General features: G+C 48.1%; 17 protein-coding genes, 5 tRNA genes and 1 rRNA gene. All 23 read right to left on the bottom strand.

The window, feature by feature from the left end:
* Window positions 1-40: 40 nt before the first annotated feature.
* Window positions 41-2,146 carry an elongation factor G gene (fusA, locus tag EOE67_RS18690; RefSeq protein WP_127700875.1) on the bottom strand — a complete coding sequence of 702 codons (2,106 nt, stop codon included), beginning with the start codon at window positions 2,144-2,146 and terminating at the stop codon, window positions 41-43.
* Between the two features lie 27 nt (window positions 2,147-2,173).
* Window positions 2,174-2,644: a 30S ribosomal protein S7 gene (gene rpsG / locus EOE67_RS18685; RefSeq protein WP_068059805.1), complete on the bottom strand. Its 471-nt coding sequence runs from the start codon at window positions 2,642-2,644 to the stop codon at window positions 2,174-2,176.
* Between the two features lie 82 nt (window positions 2,645-2,726).
* Window positions 2,727-3,104, bottom strand: coding sequence for a 30S ribosomal protein S12 (rpsL, locus tag EOE67_RS18680; RefSeq protein ID WP_031564163.1), 378 nt, complete (start codon window positions 3,102-3,104; stop codon window positions 2,727-2,729).
* Between the two features lie 152 nt (window positions 3,105-3,256).
* Complete coding sequence (gene rpoC / locus EOE67_RS18675; protein WP_127700873.1) at window positions 3,257-7,438, bottom strand: DNA-directed RNA polymerase subunit beta'; 4,182 nt, start codon at window positions 7,436-7,438, stop codon at window positions 3,257-3,259.
* 95 nt (window positions 7,439-7,533) lie between these two features.
* Window positions 7,534-11,559: a DNA-directed RNA polymerase subunit beta gene (gene rpoB / locus EOE67_RS18670; protein ID WP_127700871.1), complete on the bottom strand. Its 4,026-nt coding sequence runs from the start codon at window positions 11,557-11,559 to the stop codon at window positions 7,534-7,536.
* A gap of 178 nt (window positions 11,560-11,737) precedes the next feature.
* Window positions 11,738-12,103 carry a 50S ribosomal protein L7/L12 gene (gene rplL, locus EOE67_RS18665; RefSeq protein ID WP_127700869.1) on the bottom strand — a complete coding sequence of 122 codons (366 nt, stop codon included), beginning with the start codon at window positions 12,101-12,103 and terminating at the stop codon, window positions 11,738-11,740.
* Between the two features lie 68 nt (window positions 12,104-12,171).
* Window positions 12,172-12,666 carry a 50S ribosomal protein L10 gene (rplJ, locus tag EOE67_RS18660; RefSeq protein ID WP_068059794.1) on the bottom strand — a complete coding sequence of 165 codons (495 nt, stop codon included), beginning with the start codon at window positions 12,664-12,666 and terminating at the stop codon, window positions 12,172-12,174.
* A 306-nt stretch (window positions 12,667-12,972) separates the two neighbouring features.
* Window positions 12,973-13,674 (bottom strand): 50S ribosomal protein L1, encoded by a 702-nt coding sequence (rplA, locus tag EOE67_RS18655; RefSeq protein WP_127700867.1) that lies wholly within the window; start codon window positions 13,672-13,674, stop codon window positions 12,973-12,975.
* Window positions 13,675-13,677: 3 nt separating this feature from the next.
* On the bottom strand, window positions 13,678-14,106 hold the full coding sequence (gene rplK / locus EOE67_RS18650) for a 50S ribosomal protein L11 (RefSeq protein ID WP_068059789.1): 429 nt from the start codon (window positions 14,104-14,106) through the stop codon (window positions 13,678-13,680).
* Window positions 14,107-14,244: 138 nt separating this feature from the next.
* The gene (gene nusG, locus EOE67_RS18645) at window positions 14,245-14,784 is read right to left on the bottom strand and encodes a transcription termination/antitermination protein NusG (RefSeq protein WP_068059786.1); all 540 of its coding nucleotides are present in this window, start codon (window positions 14,782-14,784) and stop codon (window positions 14,245-14,247) included.
* Window positions 14,785-14,787: 3 nt separating this feature from the next.
* Complete coding sequence (secE, locus tag EOE67_RS18640; protein ID WP_127700865.1) at window positions 14,788-15,162, bottom strand: preprotein translocase subunit SecE; 375 nt, start codon at window positions 15,160-15,162, stop codon at window positions 14,788-14,790.
* 85 nt (window positions 15,163-15,247) lie between these two features.
* Window positions 15,248-15,324 (bottom strand) — tRNA-Trp (locus EOE67_RS18635).
* Between the two features lie 284 nt (window positions 15,325-15,608).
* Window positions 15,609-16,793: an elongation factor Tu gene (gene tuf, locus EOE67_RS18630; protein WP_127700863.1), complete on the bottom strand. Its 1,185-nt coding sequence runs from the start codon at window positions 16,791-16,793 to the stop codon at window positions 15,609-15,611.
* An 81-nt stretch (window positions 16,794-16,874) separates the two neighbouring features.
* A tRNA-Thr gene (locus tag EOE67_RS18625) sits at window positions 16,875-16,950 on the bottom strand.
* Between the two features lie 15 nt (window positions 16,951-16,965).
* Window positions 16,966-17,040: transfer RNA gene (locus EOE67_RS18620), tRNA-Gly, on the bottom strand.
* A gap of 32 nt (window positions 17,041-17,072) precedes the next feature.
* Window positions 17,073-17,157, bottom strand: a tRNA-Tyr gene (locus EOE67_RS18615).
* Window positions 17,158-17,165: 8 nt separating this feature from the next.
* A tRNA-Thr gene (locus EOE67_RS18610) sits at window positions 17,166-17,241 on the bottom strand.
* Window positions 17,242-17,354: 113 nt separating this feature from the next.
* Complete coding sequence (locus EOE67_RS18605; RefSeq protein ID WP_127700861.1) at window positions 17,355-18,047, bottom strand: type III pantothenate kinase; 693 nt, start codon at window positions 18,045-18,047, stop codon at window positions 17,355-17,357.
* Window positions 18,040-19,041: a bifunctional biotin--[acetyl-CoA-carboxylase] ligase/biotin operon repressor BirA gene (gene birA, locus EOE67_RS18600; protein WP_127700859.1), complete on the bottom strand. Its 1,002-nt coding sequence runs from the start codon at window positions 19,039-19,041 to the stop codon at window positions 18,040-18,042. Before birA ends, EOE67_RS18605 begins: the two co-directional genes overlap by 8 nt.
* Window positions 19,034-20,029, bottom strand: coding sequence for a UDP-N-acetylmuramate dehydrogenase (gene murB, locus EOE67_RS18595; protein ID WP_127700857.1), 996 nt, complete (start codon window positions 20,027-20,029; stop codon window positions 19,034-19,036). Before murB ends, birA begins: the two co-directional genes overlap by 8 nt.
* Window positions 20,030-20,108: 79 nt before the next feature.
* Window positions 20,109-21,023, bottom strand: coding sequence for a histone deacetylase family protein (locus EOE67_RS18590; RefSeq protein ID WP_127700855.1), 915 nt, complete (start codon window positions 21,021-21,023; stop codon window positions 20,109-20,111).
* Complete coding sequence (locus EOE67_RS18585; protein WP_127700853.1) at window positions 21,020-22,909, bottom strand: GNAT family N-acetyltransferase; 1,890 nt, start codon at window positions 22,907-22,909, stop codon at window positions 21,020-21,022. Before EOE67_RS18585 ends, EOE67_RS18590 begins: the two co-directional genes overlap by 4 nt.
* A 506-nt stretch (window positions 22,910-23,415) precedes the next feature.
* Window positions 23,416-23,495: ribosomal RNA gene (rrf, locus tag EOE67_RS21165) — 5S ribosomal RNA — on the bottom strand; the annotation flags it as partial.

Raw genomic sequence — 23,495 nt, 5'->3', positions numbered from 1 at the left:
CTGTTAAGTAGGCTCAATTTTTATGAGCCGAATTAAATAATTAGTCGCCAGATTTACGAGATGCAATAATCGCTTCAGTCACATTGTTCGGTGCTTCCATATACTTCAATGGTTCCATTGAGTAAGAAGCACGTCCCTGAGTCAGTGAACGCATGCTTGTCGCATAACCGAACATTTCTGACAATGGAACCTGTGCGTCAACGATTTTGATACCGCCAGGAGCATCTTCCATACCATTGATAATACCGCGACGGCGATTTAAGTCGCCAACAATATCACCCATGAAGTCTTCAGGAGTAACCACTTCAACTTTCATCACTGGTTCAAGAATGACCGGCTTAGATTGCAGTGCACCTTTTTTGAAGCCCATAGAAGCAGCAATTTTGAATGCCATTTCGTTAGAGTCAACATCGTGGTATGAACCGTCGAATACCGAAACTTTAACGTCGATGACCGGGTAGCCCGCAAGGATACCGTTTTTCATCTGTTCCTGAATACCTTTGTCGATAGCCGGAATGTATTCCTTCGGAATAACACCGCCAACAACGGCATTCACGAACGTGTAGCCTGCACCTTCTTCCTGAGGTTCGATTTTCAGCCAGCAATGACCAAATTGACCGCGCCCACCAGATTGACGGACAAACTTACCTTCAACTTCTGTGCTACCGCGAATAGTTTCACGATAAGCAACCTGAGGTTTACCAACGTTTGCTTCAACTTTGAATTCACGTTTCATACGATCAACGATGATTTCCAAGTGCAGCTCGCCCATACCAGAGATGATGGTTTGACCCGTTTCTTCATCTGTATGTACGCGGAATGATGGATCTTCTGCAGCAAGTTTGCTCAGCGCGACCCCCATCCGTTCCTGGTCAGGTTTAGTTTTCGGTTCAACAGCAACCGAGATTACCGGCTCAGGGAATTCCATCCGTTCAAGCGTAATAATGTGGTCCGGATCACACAAAGTGTCACCGGTGGTCACATCTTTAAAGCCAATCCCTGCGGCGATATCGCCAGCACGAACTTCTTTAATTTCCTGACGGTCATTCGCATGCATTTGCACGATCCGGCCGACCCGCTCTTTTTTGTGTTTCACCGGGTTATACACGGAGTCACCAGAGTTGATCACACCTGAGTAACAACGGAAGAAGGTCAACGTGCCCACAAATGGATCCGTCGCAATCTTGAACGCGAGAGCCGAAAACGGCGCATCGTCATCAGCGTGGCGTAAGCCTTCTGATTCGTCTTCGTTGATACCTTTGATCGCTTTGACTTCGGTCGGTGATGGCAAGTATTCAATCACGGCATCAAGCATCGCCTGAACGCCTTTGTTTTTGAATGCTGAACCACACAGCACAAGTACAACTTCATTTGCCAGCGTGCGTTGGCGCAAGGCAGAACGGATTTCGTCTTCAGTCAGCTCACCGCCATCCAAATAACGCTCCATCAGCACTTCATTAGCTTCAGCTGCTGCTTCCACCATGTTTGCGCGCCACTCTTCGCAATCTGCCAACATTTCAGCCGGAATTTCTTCGTAAGTGAAAGTCATACCCTGGTCTGATTCATTCCAGTTAATGGCTTTCATTTTCAGCAGGTCAACCACACCTTTAAAGTTTTCTTCAGAACCAATTGGCAGTTGAATAGGAACAATGGTGTGATTAAGACGATCGCGAGCTTGCTTTACCACCCGAAGGAAGTCAGCACCAGTCCGGTCCATCTTGTTGACGAAAATCAAACGAGGAACTTCGTACTTGTTAGCCTGACGCCACACCGTTTCAGTTTGAGGCTGAACACCTGACGAACCGCAAAGCACAACAACAGCACCGTCAAGAACACGCAGTGAACGTTCAACTTCAATGGTGAAGTCGACGTGACCGGGCGTATCAATGATATTTACACGATGCTCTGGGAACTGAGCCTGCATCCCACGCCAAAATGTCGTGGTAGCAGCAGACGTGATAGTGATACCACGCTCCTGCTCTTGTTCCATCCAGTCCATCGTGGCAGCGCCGTCATGCACTTCACCGATCTTGTGAGACAAGCCGGTGTAGAACAAAACTCGTTCAGTTGTCGTGGTTTTACCCGCGTCAACGTGAGCACAGATACCAATATTCCGGTAACGCTCAATAGGAGTTGTACGTGCCACAATGAAATCCTCTTAAAAAGCTCTAACTTACCAGCGGAAATGGGCGAAGGCTTTGTTAGCTTCGGCCATACGGTGTACGTCTTCACGCTTTTTAACAGCAGAACCTTTGTTCTCAATAGCATCCAGCATTTCACCAGCTAAACGCTGAGCCATTGATTTTTCACCACGTTTACGGGCTGCTTCAGTCAACCAACGCATTGCTAACGCATTACGACGAACCTGACGAACTTCACATGGTACCTGATAGGTAGAACCACCTACACGGCGTGATTTAACTTCGACAGTTGGACGAATGTTATCCAGAGCCACTTCGAAAATATCTAAGTGAGCTTTTTTAGATTTCGTCGCAGCGATTTCTAATGCGCCGTATACAATTGATTCAGCGATTGATTTTTTTCCGTCGATCATTACGACGTTTACAAACTTGGCAAGTAATTCACTTCCGAATTTAGGATCTGGAAGGATTTTACGTTGACCTATGACGCGTCTTCTTGGCATTCGAAACTCCGATTGCTTCAGGTGATTCCAAAACTTTTAATGAAAAAAGTTGTTTAGTTTGGCCTTACTTAACGGAGTTAAGTTATTTATTCTTCGGCCGCTTGGCGCCGTATTTAGAACGGCCTTGCTTACGATCTTTAACGCCTGCACAGTCTAAAGTGCCGCGTACGGTGTGATAACGCACACCTGGAAGGTCTTTTACCCGGCCGCCACGGATCAGAACAACGCTGTGTTCCTGTAAGTTGTGGCCTTCACCGCCGATATAAGAAGAAACTTCAAAACCGTTTGTTAAACGGACACGGCATACTTTACGCAGTGCTGAGTTTGGCTTCTTAGGGGTCGTGGTGTATACGCGGGTACAAACACCACGCTTCTGTGGGCAAGCTTCAAGCGCCGGAACGGTGCTCTTAGAGACCACCTGGCTGCGCGGCTTACGCACTAGCTGGTTGATTGTTGCCATTAAATACTCCTGGTTATTAAATACCCAATAAACGTGTAAAAATACGCACCCAAAATTGGGGCTGCGGGATTTTACTGGTCAACCTTTAACCTGTCAAGACAGAAAAGGCCTGACACACCAGAAGTGCGTCAGGCCTTCGTCAGAATAACAACTTATTCGTCGTTACCAGACAGGTTCATATTGAGAGCATCAGTCAGCGCTTGTTCTGCTGATTCTGCACTCATCGCCGGTTCAGCGACTTCGCCATTGGCGACACGTTGACGTTGACGGGCACGGTTTTGATGATATGAAAAACCAGTACCAGCCGGGATCAGACGGCCTACAATAACGTTTTCTTTCAGACCACGCAGCTCGTCGGTTTTACCACCAACTGCAGCTTCGGTTAACACGCGGGTCGTTTCCTGGAATGACGCGGCAGAAATGAACGAGTCAGTCGACAGCGATGCTTTGGTAATACCCAGCAGGCTGCGTTCATACTTCGCTGGCATTTTGCCGGCTTTTTCCAGTTCGACGTTCGCGAGGTTCACCCGTGATACTTCAACCTGTTCGCCTTCAAGGAACTCACTGTTGCCAGGGTGTAAAATCACACACTTACGCAGCATCTGACGGATAATCGTCTCAATGTGCTTATCGTTGATTTTAACGCCTTGCAGGCGGTAAACGTCCTGAACTTCGTTGACGATATAGCTGGCAACATGGTGGATACCACGTAAACGCAGGATATCGTGTGGCGACTCTGGACCTTCAGAAATAACTTCGCCTTTCTCGATCCGCTCGCCTTCAAACACGTTGACCTGACGCCATTTCGGGATCATTTCTTCATGGATATCACCTTGTTCTGGGGTGATCAGCAGACGGCGTTTGCCTTTAGTTTCTTTACCGAAGCTGATAACACCAGAAATTTCCGCCAGGATGGCTGGATCTTTTGGCTTACGGGCTTCGAATAAGTCAGCAACGCGTGGCAGACCACCGGTGATGTCCCGTGTTTTCGAGCTTTCTTGTGGAATACGCGCCAGTACCGCACCCGCTTTCACATTCTGACCATCGGTAATTTCGATAGTGGTGAAGCTTGGCAGGCGGATTTCCTGCAGTGCACCGTCGTCCATTTCCAGAATTAACTTCGGCTCTTTCGCGTTGGCTTTGGACAAATCCTTCACCACGGTACGCGTCAGACCGGTCAGGTCATCCTGTTGTACTTCGGTATTGGTATCATCTACATCGCTGTAAGATACCTTGGCGCCGCGCTCAACGATAATCGGGTGAGAATGCGGATCCCAGTTTGCGACGATTTGACCTGACACGATGGCAGCATTGTCATCCGTGGTCATGATCGAACCGTATGGCAGTTTATAACGTTCTTTTTCACGGCCCAGTTCGTCAAATACGGTGACTTCAGCTGAACGTGAAGTAATAACGATTTTATTGTCGCTGTTACGAACAAACTTGGCGTTGTGCAGTTTCAGGATACCGGCGTTTTTGACCTGTACGCTGTTTTCAGCAGAGGCCCGCGATGCCGCACCACCGATGTGGAATGTACGCATCGTCAGCTGTGTACCAGGTTCACCGATAGACTGCGCCGCGATAACACCAACCGCTTCACCAGCATTGATGATATGGCCACGGGCTAAGTCACGACCGTAACACTTGGCACAAACACCGAAGTTGGTCTGACAGGTAATTACTGAACGAACATAGACTTCGTCGATTGAATTTTTTTCAATCGCGTCACACAGTTTTTCGTCCAGCATGGTGCCATCTTCAACCAGCACTTCGCCAGTTGCAGGAACCACCACATCACCAATCACTACCCGGCCTAATACGCGCTCACGCAGACCTTCTACAACGTCACCACCTTCAATCAGCGGTTTCATCATGATGCCTTTGTCTGAACCACAATCGGATTCAGTCACGACTAAGTCTTGTGCAACGTCTACCAGACGACGAGTCAGGTAACCAGAGTTTGCTGTTTTTAACGCGGTATCCGCCAAACCTTTACGAGCACCGTGAGTAGAGATGAAGTACTGAAGTACGCTCAGACCTTCACGGAAGTTTGCGGTAATTGGCGTTTCGATGATTGAACCATCTGGTTTTGCCATCAGACCACGCATACCCGCCAACTGACGGATCTGGGCCGGAGAGCCCCGCGCGCCTGAGTCTGCCATCATATAAACAGAGTTAAACGATGGTTGGGTAACGGTATTACCGTCGCGGTCAACCACAGACTCTTTTGACAGATTGTCCATCATGGCTTTTGACAAAGTTTCGTTAGCTGTTGACCAGATATCGATAACTTTGTTGTATTTTTCACCGGCAGTAACCAGACCTTGTTGGAACTGGTCATTGATTTCCGATACTTCGGCTTCAGCTGCAGCGATGATGTCCACTTTTGCATCAGGAATAACCATGTCGTTGATACCAACAGACACACCTGACAACATTGCGTAGTGGAAACCGGTATACATGATTTGGTCAGCCAGGATAACAGTGTTTTTCAGACCGATCCGACGGTAAGAACCGTTCAGTAAACGAGAGATCTGCTTTTTACCCATCGCCTGGTTCACTGAATCAAACGCCAAACCTTCTGGCAGAATTGAGTACAGGATCGCACGGCCCACAGTGGTATCACGCACTTTGGTTGATGTGGTTCTGTTGCCTTCTTCATCGGCTAACACTTCAACAATCCGGACTTTAACGCGAGCGTGTAAACTGGCCACGCCGGCACGGAAGGCTTTTTCAGCTTCCTTCGGATTTTTGAACATCATGCCTTCGCCTTTGGCGTTGATGGCATCACGAGTCATGTAGTACAGACCCAATACAACGTCCTGTGAAGGAACGATGATTGGTTCACCGTTGGCTGGTGACAGTACGTTGTTGGTCGACATCATCAGCGCGCGGGCTTCTAACTGGGCTTCCAGCGTCAGCGGTACGTGGACCGCCATCTGGTCACCGTCGAAGTCGGCGTTGTATGCAGCACACACCAATGGGTGTAACTGAATCGCTTTACCTTCAATCAGTACTGGTTCAAATGCTTGAATACCCAGACGGTGCAGTGTTGGTGCGCGGTTCAGTAATACCGGATGTTCGCGGATCACTTCATCTAACACGTCCCATACTTCACCGACTTCGCGCTCAACCATTTTCTTGGCGGCTTTGATAGTAGTGGCCAAACCACGGGCTTCCAGCTTGCCGTAAATAAACGGCTTGAACAGCTCAAGTGCCATTTTCTTCGGCAGACCACACTGGTGCAGACGCAGTGTAGGACCTACGGTAATAACCGAACGACCTGAATAGTCGACGCGCTTACCAAGTAAGTTCTGACGGAAACGACCTTGTTTACCTTTGATCATGTCGGCTAAAGACTTCAGCGGACGCTTGTTCGAGCCAGTAATGGCGCGACCGCGACGACCGTTATCTAACAACGCATCAACCGCTTCCTGCAACATCCGTTTTTCGTTACGAACGATGATATCAGGTGCTGACAGGTCCAGAAGACGCTTCAGACGGTTGTTACGGTTGATTACACGACGGTACAAATCGTTCAGATCTGAAGTTGCAAAACGGCCGCCGTCCAGTGGTACCAAAGGACGTAAATCCGGTGGCAGTACTGGCAGCACTGTCATGATCATCCACTCAGGCTTGTTGCCTGAAGTGAAGAATGCTTCCATCAGTTTTAAGCGTTTGCTGATCTTCTTACGTTTAGTTTCCGAGTTGATCGTCGGTAACTCTTCACGCATTTGCTTAATTTCTGTCGCAAGTTCGATACCACGTAAAATGTCCAGAATTGCTTCTGCACCCATTTTCGCTTCGAACTCGTCGCCGTGCTCTTCCAGCACGTCTAAGTATTCTTCTTCAGTCAGCATCTGACGACGCTCTAAAGACGTCATACCTGGTTCGGTCACTACGTAGCTTTCGAAATACAGCACGCGCTCGATATCACGTAACGTCATATCCAGCAGCAAACCGATACGGCTCGGCAGTGACTTCAGGAACCAAATGTGGGCAACTGGACTTGCCAGTTCAATGTGACCCATGCGCTCACGACGCACTTTAGTCAGTGTGACTTCAACACCACACTTTTCACAGATCACACCACGGTGCTTCAGACGTTTGTACTTACCGCACAGACATTCGTAATCTTTGACCGGGCCAAAGATCCGGGCACAGAACAGACCGTCACGCTCAGGCTTAAAAGTACGGTAGTTGATCGTTTCAGGCTTTTTCACTTCACCAAATGACCATGAACGGATCATGTCAGGTGAAGAAAGACCGATACGGATCACATCGAACTCTTCAGTTTTTGTTTGTTGTTTCAGAAACTTTAATAAGTCTTTCACTTTGCTCTCCTGTCAGAGGTTTAACCGGTAACGGGACGGCTTGCGCCCCAATTCAGCACTCAGATAACAGCCCCGGTTGCCCGGGGCGCTGAGGGTTATTCCTCTTCCAATTCGATGTTGATACCGAGCGAACGGATTTCTTTCATCAATACGTTGAAAGATTCTGGCATGCCTGGTTCCATGCGGTGGTCGCCATCCACGATGTTTTTATACATCTTGGTCCGGCCATTCACGTCATCAGACTTCACAGTCAACATTTCCTGCAGGGTATAGGCTGCACCGTATGCTTCCAGTGCCCACACTTCCATCTCACCGAAGCGCTGACCACCGAACTGAGCTTTACCGCCCAGTGGCTGTTGGGTAACCAGACTGTACGAACCGGTAGAACGGGCGTGCATCTTGTCATCAACTAAGTGGTTCAGCTTCAGCATGTACATGTAGCCAACTGTAACTTTACGCTCAAAGGTATTACCGGTACGACCATCGTATAACGTGATCTGACCGCTGGTTGGCAAGTCGCCAAGTGCCAGCAATTCTTTGATTTCGCTTTCTTTCGCGCCATCAAACACCGGAGATGCCACTGGTAAGCCTTTACGCAGGTTCTGCGCCAGACGACGAACTTCGTCATCTGTGAAGCTGCCAACGTCAACATCCTGACGAGATTCACCCAGTTCATAGACCTTGACTAAGAAATCACGGATGTCCGAGATTTCACGTTGGTCTTTGATCATGCCGTCAATCTTGTCACCGATACCACGAGCCGCTAAGCCTAAGTGAGTTTCCAGGATCTGACCGATGTTCATCCGCGACGGAACACCTAACGGGTTCAGTACGATATCAACCGGCTGACCTTTTTCGTCATATGGCATGTCTTCAACTGGCACGATAGAAGAGATAACACCCTTGTTACCGTGACGGCCGGCCATCTTATCACCAGGCTGAATACGACGTTTAACCGCCAGATAAACTTTAACGATCTTCAGCACGCCAGGTGCCAAATCATCACCCTGGATGATTTTGCGGCGTTTCGCTTCGAACTTCTTATCGTATTCGATACGGATTTCTTCGTACTGAGCCGCTAATTGTTCTAAATCGTTTTGTTTATCTTCGTCCGCTAAACTTTGCGCTAACAGCACGTCAGCACGCATGTTGTTCAGCTTGGTGCGGTCAACACCAGTACCTTCGATTAGGTTACGGGCACGAGAGCAAATACCTTCTTCCAGGATCCGGAATTCTTCATTCAGGTCTTTCTTAGCCTGTTTGACTTCCATCTCCTCGATTTCACGGGCACGTTTATCTTTTTCTACGCCATCACGGGTAAACACCTGAACGTCGATGACAGTACCTGTCACAGAGTTAGGAACGCGTAATGAAGTGTCTTTTACATCTGAAGCTTTTTCACCGAAGATTGCGCGTAACAGTTTTTCTTCTGGTGTTAACTGGCTTTCACCCTTAGGAGTGACTTTACCAACCAGAATGTCGCCGCCTTTCACTTCAGCACCGATGTACACAATACCGGCTTCGTCCAGCTTCGACAGCGCAGACTCACCCACGTTAGGGATATCTGCAGTAATTTCTTCTGCACCTAACTTAGTATCACGGGCAATACAGCTCAGTTCCTGAATGTGAATAGTGGTCAGGCGATCTTCCTGCACTAAACGCTCAGATAATAAAATCGAGTCTTCGAAGTTGTAACCGTTCCATGGCATGAATGCCACGCGCAGGTTTTGACCCAGAGCCAATTCACCTAAGTCCGTAGACGGACCATCGGCCAGAACATCACCACGCTCAATCGGCTCACCATGGTTCACACATGGGCGCTGGTTGATACAGGTGTTCTGGTTAGAACGGGTGTATTTGGTCAGGTTATAAATGTCGATACCGGCTTCACCGGCCACCATTTCTTCTTCGTGTACTTTAATAACAATACGGCTGGCGTCGACATAATCAACAGTACCACCACGTTTTGCGACCACAGTTACACCAGAATCTTTGGCAACCACACGCTCTACACCAGTACCTACTAACGGCTTATCAGCACGTAAAGTTGGTACGGCTTGACGTTGCATGTTTGAACCCATCAATGCGCGGTTAGCATCATCGTGTTCCAGGAACGGGATCAAGGCAGCGGCTACTGATACGATTTGTTGCGGGGCAACGTCCATGTACTGGACTTTGTCCGCTGGCATCAGCGTAAATTCGTTTTTGTAACGGCAAGGAACCAGTTCTTCAACCAGACGGTTATCTTTGTTCAGCTCGGCGTTTGCCTGAGCGATCACGAAGTTACCTTCTTCAATGGCTGATAAGAAATCTACTTCGTCAGTCACAATACCGTCTTCAATGCGACGGTAAGGGGTTTCCAGGAAACCATACTCGTTGGTCTGTGCGAACATAGACAATGAGTTGATCAGACCGATGTTTGGACCTTCAGGCGTTTCGATTGGACAAACACGACCGTAATGCGTTGGGTGAACGTCACGGACTTCGAAGCCTGCGCGCTCACGGGTCAAACCGCCAGGGCCTAACGCAGAGATACGACGTTTGTGTGTCACTTCTGACAACGGGTTGTTCTGGTCCATGAACTGTGACAGCTGGCTTGAGCCGAAGAATTCTTTCACTGCCGCCGAAATTGGCTTGGCATTGATTAAATCCTGTGGCATCACTGCGTCTAAATCGCCCAGTGATAAACGCTCTTTCACCGCACGTTCAACGCGGACTAAACCAACGCGGAACTGGTTTTCAGCCATTTCACCAACAGAACGAATACGACGGTTACCTAAGTGGTCGATATCGTCCACTTCGCCATTACCGTTACGGATATCAATCAGTACTTTCATCACGGCTAAGATGTCGTCTTTCGACAGCACACCGGCGCCTTTACCTTCTTCAAAGTTCACGCGGCGGTTGAATTTCATCCGGCCAACGGTTGACAGATCATAACGATCTTCTGAGAAGAACAGGTTTTGGAATAACGTTTCTGCAGCTTCGCGTGTTGGCGGTTCGCCAGGACGCATCATGCGATAGATTTCGACCAGCGCTTCCATCCGGTTGTTGCTCGGATCAATGCGAATGGTGTCAGAGATATAAGCACCCTGATCCAAATCGTTGATATACAATGTTTTAAAGCTGTCATAGCCAGCTTTTGCTAATTTCGCCAACAACTCCAATGTGAGTTCAGCGTTCGCCTCGGCAATAATCTCTCCGGTTGAACGGTCAGCATAATTTTGTGCAAGCACACGGCCGACGACGTACTCATGCGGTACTTCCATCAGGGTCAAGCCGGTTTTTTCCAACTGACGAACGTGTTTAGCGGTGATACGACGACCCGCTTCAACGATAATTTCGCCGTTGTTGTCTTTGATGTCGAATTGGGCAGTTTCACCACGTAAGCGGTTTGCCACAACAGCCATCATCAACTTGCCATCTTTGATTTCAAATGTAGTATTTTCAAAGAAGGTGTTCAGGATGTCTTCAGTGCTTAACTCAAGTGCACGTAATAAAATCGTAGCCGGCAGTTTGCGGCGACGGTCAATACGGACGAATAACGCATCTTTGGCATCAAATTCAAAATCTAACCATGAACCACGGTAAGGAATGACGCGCGCGTTATACAGGACTTTACCTGATGAGTGAGTTTTACCACGGTCGTGATCAAAGAACACGCCCGGACTACGGTGCAGCTGAGAAACAATTACCCGTTCAGTACCATTAATCACGAAGGTACCGTTTTCAGTCATGAGCGGAATTTCGCCCATATAAACTTCTTGCTCGCGGATGTCTTTGATTGTGCCTGGTGCTTCTTTATCAAATAACACCATCCGCAGTTTCACACGCAGCGGCGCTGAGTATGTAACACCACGGATTTGACACTCTTTTACATCAAACACAGGTTCGCCGATCCGGTAACTGACATATTGCAGTTCTGCGCTACCTGAATAGCTTTTGATCGGGAATACAGAGCGGAAAGCGGCTTCTAAACCGTATCCACCTTCTGGATCTGGCTCAATAAATTTGCTGAACGATTCGATTTGAATCGACAACAGATATGGTACGTCCAACACTTGTGGGCGTTTACCGAAGTCCTTACGGATACGTTTCTTTTCAGAATAAGAGTAAGTCATGGGGTTCCTCAGCTTGCTGATTTTTTACCCTACCTACCCTTGCGGGGCGGTGGTTATGACATCCACAATGGCGTCATAAGGGGCGGGGAAAATCAATGTCCCACAGCGCAAAAAGGCCGGTGGTTATTTCACCACCAGCCTAGCCTGAAATCAGGCGGCTAATCCAGAATAATCTGGATTATTTGATCTCAACAGTAGCACCAGCTTCTTCTAACTCTTTCTTCAGAGTTTCAGCTTCGGCTTTAGAAACGGCTTCTTTGATTGCTGCTGGAGCAGATTCAACCAGGTCTTTCGCTTCTTTCAGGCCTAAACCAGTTGCGCCACGTACTGCTTTGATCACAGATACTTTGTTCGCACCGATAGTGGCCAGGATTACGTTGAATTCAGTTTGTTCTTCAACAACTGCAGCTGGACCAGCAGCAACTGCAACAGCAGCTGAAGCAGAAACGCCGAATTTTTCTTCCATAGCGCTGATCAGTTCTACAACTTCCATTACAGACATTGCAGCGATTGCGTCTAAGATTTGATCTTTAGTAACTGACATTGCTCAGATTCCTAAACTAAGGGGAATATTTCCCGTATTAAACTTTACTTACCAAACAACACGTAAAATTACGCGGCTTGATCCTGTTTTTGGTCGCGAACCGCGGCAATTGTACGTACAAGTTTGCCGGCTGCTGCTTCTTTCATAGTGCTCATCAGGCGTGCAATAGCTTCGTCGCGCGTTGGCAGACTTGCTAAAACATCGATACTGACTGTGGCGCCATTGAAGGCTGCGCCTTTCAGCTCAAACTTTTGGTTCTCTTTGGCGAAATCTTTGAAGATCCGCGCTGCAGCACCTGGGTGCTCTTTAGAGAACGCAATCAGCGTTGGGCCGACGAACGCGTCGCTTAAACACTCGAACTCAGTGCCTGATACTGCACGGCGTACCAGCGTGTTACGGACAACTTTCATCCAAACGCCAGCTTCACGAGCCTGCTTACGCAGAGTTGTGATTTTGCCTACAGTGACACCACGAGCGTCTGCGACTACCGCAGATAAAGCACCTTTGGCAGCTTCCTGGACTTCAGCAACGATCGCTTTTTTGTCTTCAAGCTTAATAGCCATTGGCTCTTAACTCCTGGTTCATCCGGACGGGATTGTCCGGGTGCCTACACATCGCTTCTAATCAGTAACCTGAAAATAAGCGCGCGATTTACGGTGAGAGCCAGATTGATAGGAATCTTTCTGGGGCTAACACCGTCTGCGTAGGTTGATTTTTTAAGCTACGCGGCTAAGCCTTTGTAGCACCTACGGTCTTGGACGGAAGCCAGACACTTTGCAAGCAAAGCCCGGCTTCTACCCTAAAATTTGAGCGCGAGATTATAAAATAACCTCGCGACTCTGTAAAGCAGCTTATTTAAGCAACTTCAATTAGACTTTGGCATCCAAAGAAGCCTGGTCCAGGACGATACCAGCACCGTGTGTTGAAGAGATAGTTACTTTCTTGATGTAAGTACCTTTTGCAACAGATGGTTTTGCACGTTTCAGTGCAATTAACAGAGATTCAATGTTTTCTTTGATCTTGTCAGCTTCGAAAGTCAGCTTACCAACAGTAGAATGGATGATACCATTCTTGTCGTTACGGTAACGAACCTGACCAGCTTTAGCGTTTTTCACAGCTTCAGCTACGTTAGGAGTTACAGTGCCAGTTTTCGGGTTTGGCATCAGACCACGTGGGCCTAAGATTTGACCTAACATACCAACTACACGCATTGCGTCTGGAGAAGCGATAACGACGTCAAAGTCCATTACGCCTTTCTTAACTTGTTCAGCTAAGTCTTCCATACCTACGATGTCAGCACCGGCAGCTTTAGCAGCTTCAGCGTTTGCACCTTGGGTGAACACAGCAACACGAACCGTACGGCCAGTACCGTGTGGCAGTACCGTAGCACCACGCACGTTCTGATCAGATTTACGGGCGTCGATACCGAGGTTGATTGCAACATCGATACTTTCAACGAATTTGCCGGCAGTTAATTCTTTTAATAACGCAACTGCGTCATTGATCGCGTATTCACGAGTAGAATCTACTTTTGAACGGATTAATTTAGCACGCTTTGATAATTTAGCCATTGATTAACCCTCCACCACTAAGCCCATGGAACGAGCAGTACCAGCAATAGTGCTGACCGCTGCTTCGTCGCTACCCGCTGTTAAATCAGCACGTTTGACCTTTACGATCTCTTCGAGCTGAGCACGAGTTACTTTACCCACTTTCTGGGTGTTAGGACGGCCTGAACCACCTTTTAAACCAGCAGCTTTCAATAATAAGAAAGAAGCAGGTGGGGTGCGGGTTTCAAATGTAAATGAACGGTCGCTATAAACAGTGATCACAACTGGAATTGGCATGCCTTTTTCCAGTGATTCTGTACGGGCGTTAAAGCCTTTACAGAATTCCATGATGTTTACACCGTGTTGACCCAAAGCTGGACCAACTGGTGGCGACGGGTTTGCCATACCAGCTTTAACTTGTAATTTTACAAGTGCTGTGACTTTCTTTGCCATGTTTCACCTCGTTATTGGGTCATTGCCTCGTAAATGTGAGGACACTTACTCAAACGGCTTCCCAGATGTTAAAAAGGCCGCGATTATATTTTAATCAGCGGCCCAGTTCAAATTTTATTTGAGCTGGAATAAAAATTCCTAGGCTTTTTCGACCTGGCCAAATTCCAACTCGACCGGAGTGGAACGACCAAAAATCAGTACAGATACTTTTACGCGGCTTTTTTCGTAGTCGACTTCTTCAACCACACCGTTAAAGTCAGCAAATGGGCCTTCAGTAACACGAACCACTTCACCAGCTTCAAACAGAGTTTTTGGCTTCGGCTTATCGGCGTTATCCTGCAAGCGATTCAGAATGGTATTGGCTTCTTTTTCAGTGATTGGTGCTGGACGATCAGAAGTGCCACCAATGAAACCAAGTACACGCGGCACACTTTTAACTAAGTGCCATGCTTCTTCACACATTTCCATCTGAACTAAAACGTAGCCTGGGAAGAATTTGCGTTCGGATTTACGTTTTTGCCCGGCGCGCATTTCGATAACTTCTTCGGTAGGCACCAAGACTTCGCCAAATTTTTCTTCCATTTGGTGGATCTTAATGTGTTCACGTAATGAAGTAGCGACGCGTTGTTCAAAACCGGCAAATGCCTGGACCACATACCAACGTTTTTTATCTGACATGGTTTAGATCCCCAATCCGGTTAAAAATGACACCAACTTTAATAAACCTAAGTCCAGTACATACAGGACCATAGCCATGATAAGCGTCACAATCGCGACGATTAAAGTTGTTTGATTGGTTTCTTTCCGGGTTGGCCATACCACTTTGCGTACTTCTAACTTTGCTTCTTTAGCGAAAGTCAGAAAATCACGGCCTTTACCGGTTTGAGCTGCAACAAAACCAGCCAGTGGGATCATCACGACCAAACCGATGGCACGTTCCAGGGTAGAAAATTCGAAAATATAGTTGGCGACAACTAATAAGGTCAGGATCGCGAATACGACCAACCATTTGACTAAATCTAATCCGCTTTTTGGCGCTTCTGTTGCTGCGTTCATGCTTTAACTCACTTTCCGTGCTTGTCGAACAAGCCACTACTACAGCTGCACTGCAGGATACAATGCTGCACTCAAGCCACTAAATTGGCAGGGGCGGAGGGATTCGAACCCCCAACCATCGGTTTTGGAGACCGCTGTTCTACCAATTGGAACTACGCCCCTAAATATTTTGCTACCAACCTACGAAGGTATCAAAAATAGCCGCTCATTATACTGCCTCAGACAGCTAAAACAAGCGCCTGTCTGAATTGAAGGCTAAATTTCTGTACATAAAAGAAAAGTGGTTTCTTTTTCAACTGCTTGCATGAGTTTTCAGTTTTTTTGACGGTGTTTGATGGCGGTATTTTTTTTACTGCATTTATCACAAGAATCGGAATTTATAGTGCTTTTGCAAACTTCAGATACAAAAAAGGGCCCCGAAGGACCCTTTCATCAAGTAGCGGTGATTACACCAGTACTTTAGATACTACACCAGCACCTACTGTGCGGCCACCTTCACGGATAGCGAAGCGTAAACCTTCGTCCATCGCGATTGGGTTGATCAGTTCAACAACAAACTTCAGGTTGTCGCCTGGCATTACCATCTCTACGCCTTCTGGCAGTTCTACTGAACCAGTGACGTCTGTGGTACGGAAGTAGAACTGTGGACGGTAACCTTTGAAGAATGGAGTATGACGACCACCTTCTTCTTTTGATAACACGTACACTTCACCTTCGAACTTGGTGTGTGGCTTGATTGAACCTGGTTTTGCTAATACTTGACCACGTTCTACGTCTTCACGTTTAGTACCACGTAACAGCGCGCCGATGTTCTCGCCTGCACGACCTTCGTCTAACAGTTTACGGAACATTTCAACACCAGTACAAGTAGTTGTCACTGTGTCTTTCAGACCAACGATTTCTACTGACTCGCCTACTTTAACGATACCTTGCTCTACACGGCCTGTTACTACAGTACCACGACCAGCAATTGAGAATACGTCTTCGATTGGCATGATGAATGGCTTGTCAATCGCACGTACTGGCTCTGGAATGTAAGAATCTAAAGCTGCTGCCAGCTCAAGGATTTTTGGTTCCCATGCTGCATCGCCTTCCAGACCTTTCAGGGCTGAACCACGGATTACCGGCAGGTCATCACCTGGGAAATCGTAGTCAGAAAGAAGCTCACGAACTTCCATCTCTACCAGCTCTAACAGCTCTTCGTCGTCTACCATGTCACATTTGTTCATGAACACAACGATGAATGGTACGCCAACCTGACGAGATAACAGGATGTGCTCACGTGTCTGTGGCATTGGGCCGTCAGTCGCAGCTACTACCAGGATTGCGCCGTCCATCTGAGCAGCACCTGTGATCATGTTTTTAACATAGTCGGCGTGGCCTGGGCAGTCTACGTGCGCGTAGTGACGAGCTGGAGTATCGTATTCAACGTGAGAAGTGTTGATCGTGATACCACGAGCTTTTTCTTCTGGTGCTTTATCGATTTGATCGAATGCGAAAGCCTGACCGCCGTAGTGTTTAGCCAATACGTTGGTGATAGCTGCTGTCAGAGTAGTTTTACCGTGGTCAACGTGGCCGATTGTGCCTACGTTTACGTGCGGTTTGTTACGTTCGAATTTAGCCTTAGCCATGGAGTAGACCCTTTTTAAACAAAACGGCGGTTAGATAAAATTAGGTTTTGGATGTTAAAGCAAGAGAAGGCAATTAAGAAGTGGTGCTGATACCCAGAATCGAACTGGGGACCTCATCCTTACCAAGGATGCGCTCTACCGCCTGAGCTATATCAGCATCTATTTCAAATTTTGGAGCGGGCAGCGGGAATCGAACCCGCATCATCAGCTTGGAAGGCTGAGGTAATAGCCATTATACGATGCCCGCGGCCTACTCGTAGCTATTCTTCCTGACGAAGATGGTGGAGGGGGAAGGATTCGAACCTTCGAAGGCAGTGCCGGCAGATTTACAGTCTGATCCCTTTGGCCACTCGGGAACCCCTCCACTAAAACTGGTGCCGCTTATCCGAGTCGAACGGATGACCTACTGATTACAAGTCAGTTGCTCTACCAACTGAGCTAAAGCGGCTACGTCAGTGGGTGCGAATTCTAGTGGAATGAATTGGGAGGTGCAACTCTAAATCTGAAAAAAACTTGGTTTTTCGGGTCAAATGCTCAATAGATCGCCAATAAGGCTCATTTTTAGATATAAAGGCTTAAACCACGAAAGATTAACAACGGCTCAACTTGTGGATCCAGCTGAGTTAAATGCGGCATTAATAAGTTTGCATCGCCACCGGTCAGCACCACTTTTGTCGCCGTTTGTAGCGAAAAGCCCTGCAAGATGACTGCAACTGCAGCACTCAGACAGCCATTTTGCAGACAACTGCTGGTATCGGTCCCTAAGGCTACTTGTGCGTGTTGCATGCTGTTATTAAAAACCTTGGCAGTTTGGCCAATCACAGCTTGTTGTTGCAGACGAAAACCCGGAATGATCCAGCCGCCCAGGTGTTGCCCGCTCTCATCAACCCAATCTAATGTTAGGGCAGTGCCGGCATCGACCACCATCAGCGATTGCGCCGGCCAAAGTTTTATCGCACCCAGCATCGCGAGCCAACGGTCGACGCCTAATAAATGTGGTTCTGTGTATTGACTGCGAAGTCCGGATTTAGTAGCTTCACTGTGTACAATCCGCCACGCAACATGCTGCAACCCGGTTTCCTCGCGAACCGCGGCAATCCGTTCGTCACGCGCGACCGATGCACAAAAAACGGCCGAAATATCATATTGCTGGATGCTGGTCGCAAAATGATCCGGCAACAAAGTGAAGCGACCGTCCTGGTGCAATACCGCTTTTGTCCGGCTATTGCCGATATCTAACAATAGTTCAGCCACGCGCCAGCTCCCGTAAACTCAATTCACCGCCATAAAAACTCTGCGCGCCGTCAGCCTGCTCTAACAACAGCCCACCTTGGCTATCAACACCCAAACTTAGGCCGCAAAATTGTTTGTCGCCGCTACTTAAACAAACCATTTTCCCTAAAAACTGATCCCGTTGATTAAATGCAGCGCTAAAGGTTTGAAATCCTGACGCTTCGAAACTGCGTAAATGCAGCACAATCCGTTGTTGTAGCAGCGCAATCAATTGATTTCTGTCGATGGGTTGTGCCACATGTTGCTGTAAATCGGTCCAGGCCTGGCTGATTTGCTGATCGGCTTGTCGCGGCATGTGCAGGTTCAGACCCAGACCAATCACCAGATCACATTGCGCGTGACTTTGACCGGCAAGTTCAATCAGGATGCCAGCAAGTTTTTTGTCTGCTAAATAGATGTCGTTTGGCCATTTTAACCGTACCGGCAGCAGATACTGCTGCTCCAGGACTTCAGCGACCGCCAAACCAATCACCAGGCTTAACCCCATGGCGCCCTGAATACCTTGCTCAAGCTGCCAATACATTGAAAAATAGAGATTTGCACCAAAAGGCGAGAACCAACTGTTACCACGTCGGCCACGTCCGGTGGTCTGCGCCTCGGCGACCAACACCGAGCCTTTACTGAGCTGTTGGCCATCCTGTAGCCGCCGCATCAGCTGACTGTTGGTCGAATCCGTGACGTGCTGTAACAAGACTTCCGCCATCCCGGCTGTTTGATAGTGCCGGATTTTCGCAGCATCGAGCAATTGCAGCGGTGCGCTTAACTTGTAACCTTTACCTTTAATCGAATAGATATCAACGCCATAACTTTGTAGCTGTGAAATGTGACGGGCAATCGCAGCACGGCTTATTCCGGCTTGTTCGGCCAACAGTTCACCCGAGTAAATTCTACCGTCACTGAGTTGCTGGATTAACTGCCGTTGCAAGGCAAGGCTTTGTGGCAAAGATCTAGTCATCTTGAGTGAGCAACCGCACTTCCGGCTCCAACAAAATATCGAACATTTGCTGGACCGATCTTTGAATAAGCTGAATAAGCTCGCTTAATTGCGCTGAGGTGCCCGCACCATAATTCACCAACACCAACGGCTGCAACGGGTAACAAGCAACATCACCAATACGGTGACCTTTTAAACCCGCCTGTTCAATCAACCAGGCTGCGGCAACTTTGACTTGTGAGTCTGGCTGCGGGTAATGCGGTAGCGTTGGGTGTTTTTCAATCAGCGCCTGGAACTGGTTTGCGCTTAGCAGCGGGTTTTTGAAAAAGCTACCGCAATTGGCCAATGTCGCCGGATCTGGTAGTTTACTTTGACGTACGGCGATCACGGCATGCATCACATCCAGCGGACGACTGTCCAATGGCAAATGATCCAGACCTTTATAGCTAAGTCGTGGAACTCCTTTTCGTTGGAGCTGAAAACCAACCGCCACGATGACACCTTTGCCGGCGAATGAGTGTTTAAAAATGCTGTCCCTGTAGCCGAAAACGCATTCTTCACGACTTAGTCGTTGAACCGACTTCGTTTGCCAATGGAAGAAATCAACGTATGTACAACAATCCGCCATTTCAACGCCATAAGCACCAATGTTTTGCACTGGCGCTGCACCCACGGAGCCTGGGATCAAAGCCAGATTTTCCAGTCCCCACCACCCTTCGGCCACAGTGTTTTGCACGAGTTGATGCCAGTTACAACCAGCTTCAACATGCAACATCAGCGTCTCGCCCTGTTGATTTCGAATGACACTATCAGCCACAAAACGCAGGATATCGGTGTGCCAATCAGAGAGGAAAATACAGTTACTACCTTCACCCAGGACCAACGGTGGCTGTAACGGCTGATAACGCTGCAACTCTGCCAGCGAAGATATTTTAATGACCTGAGACAGGGTTGCCGCCAACCGAAATGTCGAGTAGCGCCGGGCATCCTGCGCCAAAAGTTGTTGCATAGCGAAACCAACGATCAGAGGAAAACGTTATTGTAATAAATTGTGCTGCATTGCAGAAGCTTTAATCCGTGACGGTGCTTTAAATCCAGGCTTTTAGCATGGCGACGACACTGCGCCCTAACGCATTTAAAGCGTAGCCGCCTTCGAGGCAGGCTACGATTCTGCCGTCACAGCATTCATTTGCGATGAGTTTGAGCTGCTGCGCCAGCCAATGATAATCGGCATCGGTCCATTTGAGGTGCGCCAGTTCATCTTCGATATGGGCGTCAAAACCCGCTGAAATCATCAGCAGCTGCGGCTGAAAGGCCCGTATTTGTTCAAACCACTGGGCGCTTGCCCTGCGCCGGAATTCCTGACCGTCGCTGTTGCCGGGTAGCGGGATTTTCAGCAACAAATTGTGACTGGCAGGATCGGTAAATGGATAATAAGGATGTTCGAATGACGAGCAAAACAGCACCCGCTGGTCGTTACGGAATATTTGCTCAGTGCCATTCCCGTGGTGCACATCAAAATCGACAATCGCAATTCGTTGCAAGCCATAGGTCTGCATCGCATAAGCCGCGCCGACTGCAACATTATTAAACAGACAAAACCCCATGGCCTGGGCAGATTCCGCATGATGTCCAGGTGGGCGAATAGCACAAAATGCTTGTTGATCCGGTAGCTGCATCACCAGATCGACGGCATTAACAACTGCACCGGCAGCATGTCTCGCTGCGTGCAAGGATTTATTCATGATTGCGGTATCGTCATCCAGCCATGCGCAGCCATGCTCAGGCACTTTGGCTATGACTTGTCCGATGTACGCCCGGTCATGGACCAGCGCCAACTGATCGTCAGTGACCGGTGTCGCATCTCGTTGCTGCAGCACATACTCTAAGCCGGAACTTAACAGTTGATCGGCAATGGCATGCAACCGCGCCGGCTGCTCTGGGTGATCCAAGCCGACATTATGCTGTAAACAACCGGGATGGCTGAAAATAGTGACGCTCATTGTTGCTGATCCATAGAATCTGTTGCCGATGGCGCTGTTGGCTGCGTATTCCAGAAAGGTTGCAACAGCAATTGTAAATTCACTTCGTCCGCTTCTTGCGATTGCAAGCGTTGAAATCCGGCTTTTTCAAATACACTTAACATCGCTTTATTCTCCGCTCGGACAAAGGCGGTCATCGCATAAACCTTCCGTAGTGCCGCGATAGCGATCATTTCCTGGAGCAAGATCTTGGCCATGCCTTTGCCCTGATGTCGTTCACGGGTGACAAAGGCAACTTCACAACTTTGAGTGCTCTCAATCAGGTAATACCGGCCAACCGCCTGAATTTCCAGTACTGAACCTTGTTGCTTCACAATACAAAGCGCTAAATCCTTTGATTGGTCGACGCTCACCAACACACTCGATTTTTCACGACTCATCTGTTTGGGGTGATGGTTATAACGCAACAATAACGTCTCTTTGGTATGCGAGTAGAAAAATTCCTGCAGCCGACGTTCATCCGCGGGATTAAGTGGCCGTAAATCAAAAGTCTCACCGCCGATTTTCAGAATTTTTAGTCCCACAGCACCAAGTTCCGGGACTTCCATCGGCGTTAACACCTGATAGTTCGGCACCCAATAATGTTTACGTACTTCTGCCAGCAGTTCCGCCCGAAATTTCGGATGGGCAACCCGAATCAATTCCAGCGCGCGTTCGCGGATACTTTTACCGCGCAGTGACGCCACACCGTATTCGGTTACCACATAATGAACATGGCCGCGCGAAGTCACCACACCACTGCCTTGCGCAATATGCGCCACAATACGCGAAACCGTGCCGTTTTTAGCGGTCGCTGGCATGGCGATAATCGGCTTGCCACCTTTACTCATCGAAGCGCCACGACTGAAATCGACCTGCCCGCCAATCCCGCTATAAAACTGGTAGCCGATTGAATCAGATACAACCTGCCCGGTTAAATCAACTTCAATAGCACTGTTGATCACCACCATATTGTCATTGCGGGCAATATTGGTGGGTGAATTCACATATTCACTTGGGTAGAACTCAATGTGTGGATTTCTATCAACAAAATCATATAGATGCTTTGTACCCAAGCAAAAGCTAGTCACCGTTTTTCCTGGGTGAAAGGTCTTCTGGCTATTGTTAATCACGCCTTTGACCATCAAATCGATAATGCCATCGGAGATCATTTCACTGTGGACACCGAGGTTTTTGTGGTTACCAAGATAACGTAAAACGGCTTCCGGAATTTTACCAATGCCAATCTGCAAGGTAGAGCCGTCGGCAATTAACATCGAAACATACTGCCCGATCCGTTCGATCCGTTGCTCAAACTCTGGCGCCGGAACTTCAGGTAACGACTGCGATACTTCAATAAATGCATCAATTTTGCTTTTATGAATATATGCATGACCGCTGGTTCTTGGCATCAACGGATTAAATTGCGCTATCACTTTTTTGGCATAACGCACGGCAGATGACACCACGTCGACAGATACGCCTAATGAACAATAGCCATATTCATCAGGTGGGCTGACCATCACTAACGCTGCATCAAGGGGCAGGATATTCGTACTGAATAACGTTGGAATTTCTGATAAAAAACAAGGCGTGTAATCGGCACGACCTTCAGCAACCGCTTGGCGCACCTTGTCACCACCAATGAATAAGCTATTCACTTTAAACAGATCTTTATAGGTCTCTTCCACCCACTTGTTGTCTGAAATGGTTTGGATATGCACCACTTCAATGTCATGCAGCTGCCGGGCGTTGCTGATCAAATCATCAATCAGGGCATTTGGCACCGCAGCGTTGGAGCCGATAAAGATCCGATTACCGGACTGCAATAACTGGCTCCAGTTGAGTGACTTCGGTGTTTTCGCCATGATGCCGTTCCCTGATCTTCCCAATCACACTCTATCACTGCGCTGCAATAATTTTAGGTGGTATTTATTTTATGTGTATACCCAAAATCATTGAAGATTCGGCTACTTTGTCCAGTTGTTGTAAGCACCTTAAGCAAATACAGTGACGGTCCAGGTCAAGGAGCTCGCGGCAGCAGGTGCCGACAATAAAATAAGACTAATCGGAGACCAGGCATCAATAAGCGCTAATAACACGTTTTCACACCCAAAGCTGGAGTGTTTTTTGTACAGAAAATCGTGAATTTGTACCTATAATACTATTAAAAACCTCGCAAAACCGTTTGCGTTTCGAAACGCTGGCCTCTTCGCTCTGCGAAGGGCGTTTAGCTGGCAAAAGCCAAATTGTTAGCTTTTTGAAAGCTCAGCTTATACTACCTTGCATGGGAATGCCCTGCTCGGGCAATAGACCGCCAAATTCAAAAATGCAAAAAGCCCGCTCACTGAGCGGGCTTTTTGACTGATTGGGAGCCTGGCGGTGTACTACTCTCGCATGGCATCTGCCACACTACCATCGTCGCAGCTGCGTTTCACTTCTGAGTTCGGAATG

The organism is Rheinheimera riviphila (assembly GCF_004005945.1).
GTDB classification, from domain to species: domain Bacteria; phylum Pseudomonadota; class Gammaproteobacteria; order Enterobacterales; family Alteromonadaceae; genus Pararheinheimera; species Pararheinheimera riviphila.
This window is presented reverse-complemented; position numbering and strand designations above follow the sequence as displayed.